At 61.5% G+C, this 13,903-nt stretch carries 12 protein-coding genes; 5 read left to right on the top strand and 7 right to left on the bottom strand.

The window, feature by feature from the left end; translation table 11 throughout:
- Positions 1–162 precede the first annotated feature (162 nt).
- Positions 163–1,008 carry an alpha/beta fold hydrolase gene (locus ACQ4WZ_RS24155; RefSeq protein ID WP_101483714.1) on the bottom strand — a complete coding sequence of 282 codons (846 nt, stop codon included), beginning with the start codon at positions 1,006–1,008 and terminating at the stop codon, positions 163–165.
- 133 nt (positions 1,009–1,141) lie between these two features.
- Between ACQ4WZ_RS24155 and ACQ4WZ_RS24150 the strand changes: the two genes are divergently transcribed.
- Positions 1,142–2,758 carry a M28 family peptidase gene (locus ACQ4WZ_RS24150; RefSeq protein ID WP_436574686.1) on the top strand — a complete coding sequence of 539 codons (1,617 nt, stop codon included), beginning with the start codon at positions 1,142–1,144 and terminating at the stop codon, positions 2,756–2,758.
- A 132-nt stretch (positions 2,759–2,890) separates the two neighbouring features.
- Here ACQ4WZ_RS24150 and ACQ4WZ_RS24145 read toward each other — a convergent pair whose 3' ends face one another.
- From ACQ4WZ_RS24145 to ACQ4WZ_RS24135, 3 genes are all read right to left on the bottom strand, one after another.
- Entirely contained in the window at positions 2,891–3,307 is a 417-nt protein-coding gene (locus tag ACQ4WZ_RS24145) for an SRPBCC family protein (protein WP_101483713.1), read from the bottom strand.
- 153 nt (positions 3,308–3,460) lie between these two features.
- Positions 3,461–4,159 (bottom strand): dienelactone hydrolase family protein, encoded by a 699-nt coding sequence (locus ACQ4WZ_RS24140; protein WP_101483712.1) that lies wholly within the window; start codon positions 4,157–4,159, stop codon positions 3,461–3,463.
- 88 nt (positions 4,160–4,247) lie between these two features.
- Complete coding sequence (locus ACQ4WZ_RS24135) at positions 4,248–7,034, bottom strand: DUF6701 domain-containing protein (protein ID WP_436574685.1); 2,787 nt, start codon at positions 7,032–7,034, stop codon at positions 4,248–4,250.
- Positions 7,035–7,388: 354 nt separating this feature from the next.
- Here ACQ4WZ_RS24135 and ACQ4WZ_RS24130 point away from each other — a divergent pair, with 354 nt between their 5' ends.
- Positions 7,389–8,393, top strand: a complete 1,005-nt coding sequence (locus ACQ4WZ_RS24130; protein WP_133988742.1) for a GlxA family transcriptional regulator — start codon at positions 7,389–7,391, stop codon at positions 8,391–8,393.
- Positions 8,394–8,405: 12 nt separating this feature from the next.
- Here ACQ4WZ_RS24130 and ACQ4WZ_RS24125 read toward each other — a convergent pair whose 3' ends face one another.
- Together ACQ4WZ_RS24125 and ACQ4WZ_RS24120 are read right to left on the bottom strand one after the other, a co-directional pair.
- Positions 8,406–8,639, bottom strand: a complete 234-nt coding sequence (locus ACQ4WZ_RS24125; RefSeq protein ID WP_101483709.1) for a hypothetical protein — start codon at positions 8,637–8,639, stop codon at positions 8,406–8,408.
- Positions 8,640–8,783: 144 nt separating this feature from the next.
- Complete coding sequence (locus ACQ4WZ_RS24120; RefSeq protein WP_035824324.1) at positions 8,784–9,890, bottom strand: S-(hydroxymethyl)glutathione dehydrogenase/class III alcohol dehydrogenase; 1,107 nt, start codon at positions 9,888–9,890, stop codon at positions 8,784–8,786.
- A gap of 268 nt (positions 9,891–10,158) precedes the next feature.
- Here ACQ4WZ_RS24120 and ACQ4WZ_RS24115 point away from each other — a divergent pair, with 268 nt between their 5' ends.
- The 3 genes from ACQ4WZ_RS24115 to ACQ4WZ_RS24105 all read left to right on the top strand — a co-directional run bounded on the left by ACQ4WZ_RS24115 (position 10,159) and on the right by ACQ4WZ_RS24105 (position 13,044).
- On the top strand, positions 10,159–11,610 hold the full coding sequence (locus ACQ4WZ_RS24115) for a PQQ-dependent sugar dehydrogenase (RefSeq protein WP_436574684.1): 1,452 nt from the start codon (positions 10,159–10,161) through the stop codon (positions 11,608–11,610).
- 130 nt (positions 11,611–11,740) lie between these two features.
- The gene (locus tag ACQ4WZ_RS24110) at positions 11,741–12,184 is read left to right on the top strand and encodes a thioesterase family protein (RefSeq protein WP_071079638.1); all 444 of its coding nucleotides are present in this window, start codon (positions 11,741–11,743) and stop codon (positions 12,182–12,184) included.
- Positions 12,185–12,255: 71 nt separating this feature from the next.
- Positions 12,256–13,044 (top strand): substrate-binding periplasmic protein, encoded by a 789-nt coding sequence (locus ACQ4WZ_RS24105; protein ID WP_133988746.1) that lies wholly within the window; start codon positions 12,256–12,258, stop codon positions 13,042–13,044.
- 19 nt (positions 13,045–13,063) lie between these two features.
- Here the strand turns inward: ACQ4WZ_RS24105 and ACQ4WZ_RS24100 are convergent, their stop codons facing one another.
- A complete protein-coding gene (locus ACQ4WZ_RS24100) occupies positions 13,064–13,567 on the bottom strand; it encodes a DUF3016 domain-containing protein (protein WP_101483705.1) in 504 nt (167 codons plus the stop codon).
- Between the last annotated feature and the right edge of the window lie 336 nt (positions 13,568–13,903).

The following is a 13,903-nucleotide window of genomic DNA, read 5'->3' as shown; positions in this document are numbered from 1 at the left end:
GGACCGAAAAAAGGCAGAAAAATCGGTGATCCGCACGCAATTGGCGCGTGATTTAGCTAACTTTTGCCAACATTAAACGATACACAACAATGTGCCGCCTGCGCCTGTTCTGCGCAGCAACGGCAACGGCGGGCGCCTCGCGACTAAGGCGCCCGCCCCTTTTCAGGTGCGCAGGAACTCCAGCAAGTCTTCATTCAGGCGGTCCTTGTGCGTTGTCGCCAGGCCGTGCGGCGCGCCCGCATACACGAGCAATTTGCTGCCGATGACGAGCTCAGCCGTGCGCCGCGCGGAGGCGGCGATGGGCACGATCTGATCGTCGTCGCCATGGATCACCAAAGTCGGCACGTCGAACCTGGCCAGGTCGCCGGTGAAATCCGTTTCTGAAAATTGCTTGATGCACAGATAGGATGCCGGCATGCCGGCCTGCATGCCTTGACGCCAGAAACTGTCGCGCACGCCCTGCGACGGCTTTGCATCGGGCCGGTTGTAGCCATAGAAGGCCTCGCTCAAGTCGCGGAAGAATTGGCTGCGGTCGGCCTGCACGCCCGCGCGAATGGCGTCAAAGGTGGACAGCGGCAAGCCTGTCGGGTTGTCCGGTGTCTGCAGCATCAGGGGCGGCACGGCGCCTACCAGCACCGCGCCCGCCAGGCGGTCCGTACCATGGCGGCCGATGTAGCGCGCCACCTCGCCGCCACCCGTCGAGTGACCGACCAGGGTGGCGCCCGTCAAGTCCAGCGCCTCGATCAGGGCGGCCAGGTCATCGGCATAAGTATCCATATCGTTGCCGTCGAAGGGCTGGCTGGAGCGGCCATGGCCGCGCCGGTCGTGCGCGATGACGCGGTAGCCATGCGAGGCCAGATAAAACATCTGGTCTTCCCAGGCGTCGGACGACAGCGGCCAGCCGTGGCTGAAGACGACGGGCGGACCGCTGCCCCAGTCCTTGTAGTAGATCAGGGTGCCGTCGGCGGTACGCAGGGTATTGCTCGATTGCAAGTCAGTGGCAGTCATGAAACGCTCCTTGTCGGTGGGCCAACTGCCATTGTGGCCGCAATGTCGCGCACACGCCGCGCGCTACGCTGGGCATTGCGGTAGAGTAAGATTGCCGCTGCTTTGCTTTCCCGTATTCACTTTTGGAGTTGTCATGCGTTTTCCCTACGTCCTCGCCGCCAGCCTGTTCAGCACGGCCGCCCTCGCCCAACCGCTCGTTGCCGAAGCGCCCCTGCGCGCCCATCTGTCCTTCCTGGCCGACGATTTGCTCGAAGGACGCGGCACGGGCCAGCGCGGCGGCGACCTGGCCGTGCGCTACCTGGAAACCCAGGCGGCCGTGGCCGGCTTGCAGCCATTGAAGGATGGCACGTACCGCCAGGCGCTGAGCATCGTCGGCAGCAAGGCCTTGCCATCGAGCAAGGTGACGTTCAGCGCCGGCGGCAAGACCCTCGCTCCCGCATTCGGCAAGGACATCGTCTTTGGTGCCGCCAATGGCAAGGACAAGGTGGCATTCGACGCGCCCGTCGTGTTTGCCGGCTACGGTATCCGTGCTCCCGAAGAGCGCTGGGACGATTTCAAGGGTGTAGATTTAAAAGGAAAGTTGCTCATCATGATGGTCAACGATCCGCAGCCGACCGCTGCCGAGCCGAAGCGCTTTGCCGGCAAGTCCCTCACATATTACGGCCGCTGGGTCTACAAGTACGAGGAAGCGCTGCGCCAGGGCGCCGCCGGCGTCTTGCTGATCCATACGACCGAGTCCGCTTCGTATCCGTGGTCGGTGCCCGCCAATGGCTTCGGCCACGAGCGCTTCAGCCTGGCTGGCGCGGGCAATGCCATGGAAGGCTGGCTGCAGGAAGACACGGCGCGCGCCCTGTTCCAGGCGGGCGGACAGGATCTGGACGCCTTGCGCGCACAGGCGGAAACGCGCGAGTTCCGCCCCGTGGCCTTGAATGCCACGGTCAAAGTGCAAGTCGACAGCCAGATCCGCAGCATCGAGCAATTCAACGTGGCCGGCATCGTGCCAGGCACGGACCCGAAACTGAAGGACGAAGCCGTCATTTACTCGGCCCACTGGGACCACCTGGGCAAGGATGACGAAGGCAACGGCCGCAGCGGCCAGAGTGACCATATCTACAACGGCGCCATCGACAACGCCTCGGGCGCGGCGGCCCTGCTGGCCATGGCGCAGGTGGCCGTGAAACAGCCGGCGCGCCGCACGCAGATCTTCCTGTGGCCGGCCGGCGAGGAAACGGGCATGCTGGGCAGCACGGCCTACACGCGCGCGCCCCTGTGGCCGCTGGCCAAGACGGCCGCCGACCTGAACCTCGACAGCATGAATTTCGTCGGCAAGACGCACGACATCGGCGTGGCCGGCGCCGAGCGCAGCAGCCTGTACGCGAGCGCCGCCAAGGTAGCCAAGCGCATGGGCCTGCACCTGGCACCGACGATACCCGACCTGTCCGGCGCCTTTTACCGGGCCGACCATTTTGCCTTCGCCAAGGCTGGCGTGCCCGCCTTCAACGTGGGCTCGGCCGTGTTTTCCGGCGACGGCTCGTTCGACTTCGTGCAGGAGCCGAAAGCCTCCGGCGAGCGCCTGGTCGCGTTTAAAAAGGATTACCATCAGGTAACGGATGAATACCACCCGTCGTGGGACTTGTCGGGCATGGTGCAGCAGGCGCAATTCACCCTGAACCTCGGCTATGAAGTGGCAAACGACAAGAATTTGCCTACTTGGAACAAGGGCGAGGCGTTTGGAAAGGTGAAGCGGTAACGTCTAGCGTAGGTCGGATTAGCGGGGCCGCCGAGGTGGGGCATCGCCCCGCGTAATCCGACAACATTGTTAGCGCCGGTGGTGGTGTCGGATTACGCGGCGTAGCCGCTAATCCGACCTACACTGGTTGATTCAAATCGCCATGATGCGTTTCAAGTCGATGAACGCCGTTTCATACAAATGTTGAAACGCGCCCACCATGACCTCTTCCACACCCTCGGCCGCGTCGAACTCGCTCGACCATTCCGCCACGCACTCATTCGCGCCCGGCTCGCCCGTGACGCGCAGGGTGGAACGGTAGTTCTTGACGGGAATCGGGCCCGAGACGATGGTGTAGCTGTAGCTCTTGTCCGCCTCGCTGTAGCTTTGCAGGCGTTCGGCGATGATGGCGCCGTCCGTGGTTTTCAGGCGGCGCACGCGGCCGCCATGCTCGGACAGGCTGGTTTTGATCGAGCTCGACCATTCAGCCAGCGACTGGAAGCCGCCGATAAAATCCCACACGCGTTCGGCGCTTGCCGCCAATGTTACAGAAACAATTACTTGGGCCATCTTTAATTCGGTTCCTCATCCAGGTTTGCCGGGCAACTCCGCCCGGCCGGCCGGAGTTGCCCGGCACAGCCGCTATTTTAGCGCCCATGCGGCTTTGCTGCTGAGCGCGCGTTGGGCTAGACAATAGCGGCTGGCCAGCCTGGCGAGGAAGTCTTACAAGTTTTCCGCCAGGAAAATCAAGGAATTGCCGTGCGCGTGGGCGGCGGCGCGCTGCTGGTAGCTGTCGCGGTGGGTGCAATTGAAACCGTGCTCGGCGCCCGGGTAGATATGGATTTCCACGTCTTGCCGGTCGTCGAAGCGTTCGGCGATCTTTTGCACGGCGTCAAGCGGGATGTGGCTGTCCTGGTCGCCGAAATGCATGAGCAGCGGCACCTTGATCCGGTCGGCCAGGTCCAGCTTGTTCTGGATGCCGCCGCCGTAATAAGCGATGGCCGCGTCGACCAGGCCGGCCGCAGCCGTTTGAAACGACAAACGGCCGCCGAAGCAGTAGCCGACCGAGGCCAGCTTGCCCGTCACTTCCGGGCGCGCGCGCAAGACGGCAACGGTGGCGGCGATATCGGCGTCGGCATGCGGATTGTCGGTGGCCTGCATCAATTCCACAGCGCGCTTCCAGCCGTCCGCGTCATAGCCCAGCTCGATGTGCGCGCCAGCGCGCCAGAACAGGTCGGGTACCAGCACCACGTAGCCATCGGCCGCGTACTGATCGGCCACGGCGCGGATGTGCTCGTTGACGCCGAAAATTTCCTGCAACAGGATGATGGCGGGGCCCTTGCCCACATGCGGCACGGCCAGATAAGCCTGGAAGCTGCCGTCCGGGCCGGCGATATCGATCCACTGCGAAGTTGTGCTCATAGAAACTCCAGTCTGAGGTTGAGGGGAATGCCACAGCCAGGCATGTTACTGGTTTTTTCCCCTGTCTGCGCCCGCCCATTGTCCAGGCTCAATACATCTCGCGCAGGTAAATCACGGGGCCCGATCTGAGGATGCCAAAGACGACGACGCCCACCGTGCTACCCTGGTAGGGATGGTTGCCCACGGAAACGTCCACGCTGCCGGCCTTGCCAGCACCAGGCGCCAGCAAGGTCAGGCGATTGAACTGCGGCAGTGCACCTTGCACGACGGCATAGGTCCGGTCATCTGCGACCAGCGCAGCGCAATCCAGGGTTTTCTTGCAATTGGCCAGCACCACGTGCGACTTGTAGAACGCACTGATGCTGTCAAGCAGATTCGTCGTCCATTTCTTGCCATTCCAGTACTGGACTTGCACGGCCAGCCGGACTGGCAGCAACTCCGAGCCATAGCCATGAGCTACCTGCCATTGCCCCGACAGCACAGTCATCCGTGCCTCGTTCTGTATCAATGCCGACTTTGAACTGACGACGGTACCGCCGGGATACGTGCTGCTGGCGCGCCAGCGCACGTCGGTAGGCGCCACCTTCACCGGCACGCCTGCCTTGCCCGGAAATCGGTAGGCGACCATGGGCGAGGCGACGCCGAGGGTGAATTTCGCGGGCGCCACGCCGGTGACGGTATTTTGCTCCTTCTTGCCGTCGGTGAGGCGGCTGCTGCCATCAGGAGTGCTCGGCGGAAAGGAAATCGTGCCCGTGGCCGCATCCCAGCCTTCGAGCAACACGGGCGCCAGGGCGCTCGGATTGAGCTCATCATAATTTTGGGTCGTCGTCTCCCCAAGGGCGCGCGCCGTCACGCGCACGCCTATGGCCTGCCCCGAGTAGGCGTAGCGGCCTTTTTCCCCATCGTCGGCACAGGTGAGCGGCGCGGCGCATGGCGTGGCGATGCTGTCGGCAGCGCCGGTCCTGATCAGTTCGGTGATGAAGTGGTGCGGGATGAACTGCACCGCCTTGCTCACGCTCGATGCCAAGGGCAAGTCCGGCACCGTAGCGTTGGCATCCAGGTAGCCGTTGCGATTGGCCAATTTGAAGGCGATGGTGATCGTTCCCACTTCCGGCCAGCTCATGTCGCTGCTGGCAACGTTACCATTCTGGAAAACCAAGCCACCCTGAATGTCCGGCTTGGCTGGTTTGCTCATTTCGATCGCCGTCGGCCTGACCAGGCTGGCCAGCGTAGGCAGCGCCGTCTCTGCTATCTTTTCATTGCCGAAATTCGGCGTCAACTGGTCCACGTTATTGAGCGCGCTCATGCTGACCGTCACGGGCGCGCCCGCGCGTTGGAGAGTAGCGATGGTAACGGGGCCGAACTTGGCCGGCACGACGATGACGCTACCGCTGCCCGTCATGCTCAAGCCGGCGTCGCCCGTAGTGGCCGACCCCGCATAGGTGGCCTTCAAATTCAGCTGCCCCACATCCGCGTAGGACATAGTGGCCGTGGCGACGCCCTGGCCATTGAACGCCAGGTTGACGGTCTTCCCCAAGGCACTGCAAGCACTGCTGTTATCCGCCGCCAGGGCGATGAAGCCACCCGTGCCTTTGACGAAGACGGGCAAGCTGCCGCTGGCGGGATTGCTGTAGCCGCAAGTGAGCGTCAAGTCCTTGTTTTTATTCGCAAACAGGGGCACGCAGGCTTGCTGGTCTCCGCTGGCCTGCACGGCGCTGATGCCAAACGCCTGTTGTTTGGCAGAGACGTGGTTGACGGGAGTGACAATCAAACCTGTTGCCGCGAACGCCATGTCGCAGCTATTGCTATTGTCCGAGCTGCGCTTGCACACGAGCGCACCCGTGGTGCCGGTCACGCTCGTCAGGCTCAAGGTGGCCGTGCCGGCCGTGTACTGGCGCACGCTGGCCGTTGCCACGCCGCTGCTGCCTATCTGCGTCGCCGTGCCGCCAGGGCTGACGGTGACATTCGCGCCGTTCGTGTACTTCGCGCTGCAGGCGGCATCCGCGCACGCCGTCACTGTTACCGTCTGCGGCGTGCACGTCAGGGCCGTGCCTGAATGGTCGATCTGAAAATGGTGGGGCCCCGCCTGGGTGCCAGGGCCGCACTTCGGCCCCATCGGTTCATTGAAGGCCCAGCCGCTGTTGTTCGTCACGCAGCTGCACGGATTGGACGGCGTGTAGGCCTTGCAGGTGATGGTCTGCTGCACCCGGCCGTGATATCCCAATGTAATGTGATCGACCAAGGCGTTGCCGGTGATGGTCGCATCGGAATTCCCAAGGGTCACGTTTCCACCTTCTACATTGCCCTTGATGGTAGCTTTGTTCTCAACGACCAGCGTCTGGGATGCCTTGACATCGCCCGTCACAACCAGGTCCGTCGACTTGAGTTGGATGGAAGGGGCAGTCAGGTTGCCCGTCACCTTGCTTGCAGACTCGATCAAGAGCGAGGTGCTGGCGGTGATGCTGCCATCAATAACGACAGCGGAAGCGGTAACGATGGTGGTACCGGTAATAGCCCCCGTGACATTCACTCTCGATGCGAGATTTATTGGCCCTGTCGAGCTAATACCGTTTGTGACCTTGGAATCAGCCTCGATGGCTACGGAGCCGCCCTGGATAGCGCCATTCACGGTCGAACGGGCAGAGATAGTGACGGCACCCGTTGTATTAAGATTGCCTGTCACGCTGATCGGACTACCACCCAGCTTGATCGACGACGCTATGATATTGGCGACTATGTTTTGCCCGTTCTGCCCGCCTGCGATGAAAGTGCCGCCATTGGCGATAATGGTACCGCCACTTATTTTCAAACTCGATGGCGGGTTGTCGCTGACATTGATATCTCCCTTGGCCGTCAGGGTAGCTGTGCCTCTCATCGTCAAGCCTTGGTTATACGTTATGGTCACAGGGCTGTTGACTACAACGCTGATGCCAGTGGCAATAACGACGGCGTCGTTCCAATCCATCGCCAGGGACGCGCAGGTATACTCTGTCCTGGCTTCGTTCACGTTGCAGCCAGCGACAGCGCCGCCATCGAAATTAAGGGTGGCCGCCTGGGCCATGCCGGTCGATAACAAGAAGAACAAACCAAGGGAAAAAATGTGTATGCGCACGATGTTCAGAAATCGGATAAATGGGAGGTGGCGGGCGGCACATTAACTATCTCATGCTAAGCTGTACCATCGCAGGTGTTGCATTATGGCAGTGTTTTCCACCCACACGTACTTCGCATGATCAAGCAAAGCCCCAAAGAATTCCCCCTGCGCACCGTCGACATCATCGTCTATCCAGGCTTCAAGGCGCTCGAAGCCATCGGCGCCATGAAAGTGTTTGACTACGCCAACACCCATTTGCGCCTGCGCAATCTGCCCGGTGGCTACGACGTGCGCATCGCGTCGACGGCCATCGGCCCCGTCGAGTCCGACACCCTGATGTCGCTGCACGCCAGCAAGGCGCTCGATGCCAGCCGCCTTCCCGACCTGGCCGTCATCGTCGGCTGCCACCATGTCGAGCAAGTCTTGCAGGACCTCCCCGCCCTCGCCGCCTGGGTGGCCGAGGCGGCGCCGCGCATCACGACCCTGGCGGCCCTGTGCACGGGCTGCTTCTTCCTGGCCGAAGCGGGCGTGCTCGACGGCAAGAGCGCCGCCACGCACTGGAGCGCCGTGGACAGCCTGCGTCAGCGCTATCCCTTGATACAGGTCAATGCCGATGCGATTTTCGTGCGAGAGGGGAAATTCTGGACGTCGGCCGGCGTGACGGCAGGTATCGACCTGGCCCTGGCCCTGGTGGAAGACGATTTCGGCCGCGATATCGCGCTGGAAGTGGCGCGCGACCTGGTGGTGTACCTGAAACGGCCCGGCGGCCAGTCGCAGTTTTCCGTGCACCTGTCGAGCCAGATGACCACGCACCCAACCATCCGCCAGTTGCAGGGCTGGATCATGGAACACCTGGACGAAGAACTCGGCATACCGCTGCTGGCGGCCAGGCTGGCCATGAGCGAGCGCAATTTTACGCGCGTGTTCCAGCGCGAAACGGGTAGCAGCCCCACGGAATTCATCGAAACGGCCCGCTTTGAAGTGGCGCGCCGCTTGCTGGAAGACAATGTGTCCTCCTTAAAACAGGTGGCAGTGCAGGCAGGCTTGCACAGCGAGGAAAGGCTGCGCCGCCTGTTTCAAAAGAAACTCGCCATCACGCCACGCGACTACCGCGAACGCTTTTCCAGCACGGCGCGTTAGGCGCAGCGAGAATCAGCGCGACTTCTTGGTACGCACGTGGCGCGTGGCCAACTGCTGGCGGTGCCAGGCCAGCGGCGTAAACATCAGCGCGCACAGCAGATAGGTGGCCAGCAGCGCCAGCCAGATGGCGGGCGAGGCGAGGATGGCGGCATTGCTCCACCACAAGGCCAGCAGGGAGGATAGGGCCGCGCCGAGGAAGATGGGCAGCATGCGGCGCAACGTGGCGAGGTAGGCAGTGGCAAACATGAACGGCTCCCAAAGCAAGGCGGATGCCTTCACACTAGCAGGCGCAGGCAGCGAAGTACAGCCTGCCGCCCTGCCCCGTCCGTCAAGTGTTGCGCATTGAGTACATTACGATGCGATCAATACAGGAAGATTAATACAAGAAGATTAATACAGCACCACGGAACGGATCGATTCTCCGCTCTTCATCAGGTCGAAACCCTCATTGATGCGTTCGAGCGGCAAGCGGTGCGTGATCAGGTCGTCAATATTGAGCTTGCCTTCCATGTACCAGTCGACGATCTTCGGCACGTCCGTGCGGCCCCGTGCGCCGCCGAAGGCCGAACCGCGCCATTCACGCCCCGTCACCAGCTGGAATGGCCGCGTGGAAATTTCCTGGCCCGCTGCCGCCACGCCGATGATGAAGGACTTGCCCCAGCCCTTGTGCGTGCACTCGAGCGCCTGGCGCATCAGCGTCGTGTTGCCGACGCATTCAAATGAATAATCGGCACCGCCATCGGTCAATTGCACGATGGCATCGACGACGTTTTCCACCTCGTTAGGATTGATGAAATGCGTCATGCCAAACTTGCGCGCGATGGCCTGGCGCGCCGGGTTGATATCGATGCCGATGATTTTATCGGCGCCGACCATTTTCGCCGCCTGGATCACGTTCAGGCCGATGCCGCCCAGGCCAAATACGGCCACATTCGCGCCCGCTTCCACCTTGGCCGAGAACAATACCGCGCCCACGCCCGTCGTCACGCCGCAGCCGATGTAGCAGACCTTGTCGAACGGCGCATCTTCGCGGATCTTGGCGAGAGCGATTTCCGGCACGACGATGTAATTGGAAAAGGTCGAGGTGCCCATGTAGTGGAACAGCGGCTGGCCATTCAGCGAAAAGCGGCTGGTGGCATCGGGCATCAGGCCGCGGCCCTGCGTGGAGCGGATGGCCTGGCACAAATTCGTCTTTTGCGACAGGCAGAACTTGCACTGGCGACATTCCGGCGTGTACAGGGGGATAACGTGGTCATCCTTTTTCAGGGTCGTCACGCCCGGACCCACGTCGACGACGACGCCGGCGCCTTCGTGGCCCAGGATGGCCGGGAAGATACCTTCCGGGTCGGCGCCCGACAGGGTGTAGTAATCGGTATGGCAAATGCCAGTGGCTTTCAGCTCGACCAGCACTTCGCCGGCGCGCGGGCCGGCCAGGTCGACTTCTTCAATGGTCAGCGGGGCACCCGCCTTCCAGGCAATCGCGGCTTTGGTTTTCATGGGGATTCTTCCTGCTCGGTTTCAGATTCGCCATTATCGGGCGCCGGCGGACGCGATGGGGCAGCTGGCCCCGTGCTTGTCTGAAAACGCGGCGCATTTGTCCGATGCCGCCGTACCGTGCAGCAGCGCACGGAAGCGCGGTGTATGACAGGCGTACGCTTGCGCAAGCTCAATCTTGCGGGCACAAAAACGTGCATTCTTGACGTAACAGCATTCCCTTGATGCATCTCACTGACTCGCCATTTCATCGTTCCCGCAGGAGACTGACATGCGCAACTCGCTATTCCGACTGCCTATCACCTGGCCAGCGCTGCTGCTGGCATGCTGCCTGGCCCTGCTGGCCGCCTGTGGCGGCGGCCAAGACCACCCCACACCCGGCGCCACCACCGGCAGCCTGGCAGTCACCATCGGCGGCTTGCCGGCCGGCGTGGCGGGCGCCGTCACGGTCACGGGGCCCGCGTCCTACAGCAAGCTGCTGACGGCGAGCACCACGCTCACCAAGCTGGCGCCCGGCGCCTACATGCTCAGCGCCGCCAGCGTTGCGCAAGGCACGGTAACGCTGGCCCCCACGCCCGTCACGCAGCAGGTGCAAATCAATGCGGACGCCACGGTCAGCGCCGGCGTCACCTATGCAGCCACGGCACCGCTGGCCCTGGCCCTGCAAGAAGTGGCCAGCGGCTTGAGCGCGCCCATCTTCCTGACGGCGCCGCCCGGCGACAGCCGCCTCTTCATTCTCGAACGCCCCGGCCGCATCCGCGTAGTACAGAACGGCGGCCTGCTGGCCACGCCCTTCCTCGACATCAGCAGCCTGACCAGCACCAGCGGCGAACGGGGCTTGTTATCCATGGCCTTCCATCCGCAATATGCCAGCAACGGCTATTTCTTCCTGTACTACACCAACCTGGCCGGCGATATCGTCATCGAGCGCCGACAAGTGTCCGCGGGCAACGCCAACGTGGCCGATCCCCTGGCCGCCCTGACCATCCTCACCATTCCCCACCCCACATTCAGCAACCACTATGGCGGCTTGCTCAGCTTTGGCCCGGATGGCTACCTGTATGCGGGCACGGGTGACGGCGGCAGCGCGGGCGATCCGTCCGGCAATGCGCAAAATACGAACGTCCTGCTGGGAAAACTGCTGCGCCTGGACGTCAACGCCAGCACGGTGGCCCAGCCGTACGCCATTCCACCTGGCAATCCGTTTGCCGGCATGCCCGGCGCACGCGGTGAAATCTGGGCGTATGGCTTGCGCAACCCGTGGCGCTACGCCTTCGACATGCCGGCCCAGCTGCTGTACATCGCCGACGTGGGCCAGGCCAATTGGGAGGAGGTCGATGTGCGCCCCATGGGCCAGGCGGGCAACAATTACGGCTGGAACATCATGGAAGGCGCGCACTGCTACAACAGCAGCAGTTGCACGCAGGCGGCTCTGGTCCTGCCCGCCATCGAATACAGCCACGATGCTGCCGGCGGTTGCTCGGTCACGGGCGGCTATGTGTACCGGGGCTCGGCCCTGCCGGAACTGGCGGGGCAGTACCTGTATTCGGACTACTGCAGCGGCTGGCTAAAAAGCTTCAGCTACGGCAATGGCACGGCTTCCGCCGTGACAGATTGGGGCATCACTAACGTGGGCAATATCCTGTCGTTTGGCCAGGATGCGCAAAACGAGCTGTACATGCTGAGCGGCACGGGCAAGGTCTACCAGATCGTCCGTAAATAAGCGTACGCAAATGAGCGTGCGCCAGTGAAACGGACCGCACGCGGCTGAAGGCGTTTTTCGACGGGGCGCGGGGAACCGGCTAAAATGGTTTTTTTACGCCGCGCCCTGCGCATCAGCCCAAGAGAACACCATGGCCCGTTTGAAACTTGAATTTCCCGAAGACCAGTACTGCTATTCCTCGCAACTGACGGTACGCACCACGGACATCAATGCCGGCAACCATCTCGGCAACGATTCCATGATTTCCATGATTTCCGAGGCCCGCGCCCGCTTCCTGTTCGAGTTCGGCGTGCGCGACATCGAAGCGGACGGCACCGGCATCATCGTCACCGACCTGGCCACTACCTACCGTGCCGAAGCCCATGCGCGCGACCAGCTGCTGTTCGAAGTGGGCGTCATGGATTTTAATAAATATGGGGGCGACATCACCTTCCGCATCACGCGTCCTCGCGACAACACCCTGATCGCGATGGCAAAGTCCGGCTTTGTGTTTTTCAACTACAAGCGCAGCCAGGTCGTGCCGATGCCGGAAGAGTTCGGTAGCAAGTTCCCGCAGGTGAACTGGATCGATTAAGGGCTGGATTAAGCGGGTCGCCTTGCCGCCATGCTGTATGCTTGCCAGGAAGACATTAACACTGGAGCGGCATGCAAGCAGCGATAACGGCAAGACTATGCCTGGCCCTGGCCTTGCCGGGCCTGTGGCCGACGACCGCCCTGGCCGCGCCGCAAACCGTCATTTTGTACGGCGACGACGACTATGCCCCGTACAGCTATGTGGAAAACGGCGTCTTCAAGGGCATGTACATCGATATCCTGCGCCTGGCAGCCAGCACGATGCCCGACTACCGGCTGGAACTGCAGCCGCGTCCCTGGAAACGGGGTCTCGATGCGCTGGAAAAAGGCCAGGTATTCGGTCTGTTCCCGCCCGGGTACAAGACGGAACGGCCGTACGTGCAACCGTATTCGACCATGTTGTACCGCGAATCGGTGGTGTTGTTTTGCCATGATGCCGTGATGCGCACGCCGCGCACGCATTTTCCTGCCGATTTCGCCGGCCTGACCATAGGCGTCAACACGGGTTTTTTGCTGTCGGAAAAATTGATGGCGCCGGCCCGCCAGGGATTGCTGCACCTGGAAGCGGCCAAGGGCAATGAAGCCAATCTGAAGAAACTGGCACTGCGGCGCATCGATTGCTACGCCAGCGACCGCGGCGCGGCACGCCACACGGCGCGCCAGCTGCAAGGCGAACTGGACAGATACGCCTTTCAATTGCACGAAGTGCTGGAACTGTCATCCGAAGCCACCTACATTGCCTACAGCGCGCGCAATACGCCCGCCTACAAGGCCGACTTCATCAACAAGATGAATGCGGCCCTGCTTGCCATGCGGCAGAACGGCCAGCTGGCACGCATCGAAGGGGCGTACCTGCGCTGACATAGCGATGCATGCTCGCTTACTTGCGCGCCTGGCGCTTCACCTTGATGCCGAAGGTGTCACCATACCAGTCATCGATCATCAGCTTCTCATAGCGCAGCTTTTCATTGCTGAAGTAATGATTGATGCGGGTCAGGTACGACATGTCGGACAAGGCTGCATCGCCACTGCGAATGACCTTGCCATCCTGTTCCAGCACATAGTGCAGGCGCATGCGCGGCCAGTCGACCCGGCCATTCATGACGCGGATATCCTGGCCGGCACGCAGCGCGGGATCTTCACGTCCCGCCAGATCCACGTCCGTGACGTCGATTTTCAAGGTCTGCCCGGGTGGCAGCGATGCGCCCAGCTTCGCGAAATGCCGACTCAGTTCCTTTAACGCCTCTTCCCGTTCGTGCGGATTGAACGGGACATCCGTGAATTGATCCGGTTTGCTGAAATGCACCTCGGTTCCTGCCCAGGCCGCACTGCTGGCGAGCAAGGCCAGGCCGGCGATCAGGGCGCGCGTCGTTTGCTTTTGCATGATGTACCCTTTCAGGAAAAGTGAGTGGCATGGGGCCACTTCTTATGCCTATTCAATATAGCGCGCTCCACCCCATTCTGACGCGAAATTCATACCTTGTTACTTTTTTGATTTTCCGTGAGAAAGGCGGAACGGCGTATTTTTTTGCAGATTCATTGGCAATATTAATTAAAACAAAGTATTGTCTTGAAAATATAGTTGCCTAAGCGATAAAGTATAGATAGTGTCAGCAGCAGGCATTTAAAGTGTTTTTTTAGCAGCTGTGTTGCATGTTGTTGGTCAATTTTTCTTGCTTATTGTTAATACTTGGCCGTCAGTCTACAATCGATAAAATGC

The sequence above is a fragment of the Janthinobacterium darwini genome, assembly GCF_051380905.1.
GTDB lineage: Bacteria > Pseudomonadota > Gammaproteobacteria > Burkholderiales > Burkholderiaceae_D > Janthinobacterium.
This window is presented reverse-complemented; position numbering and strand designations above follow the sequence as displayed.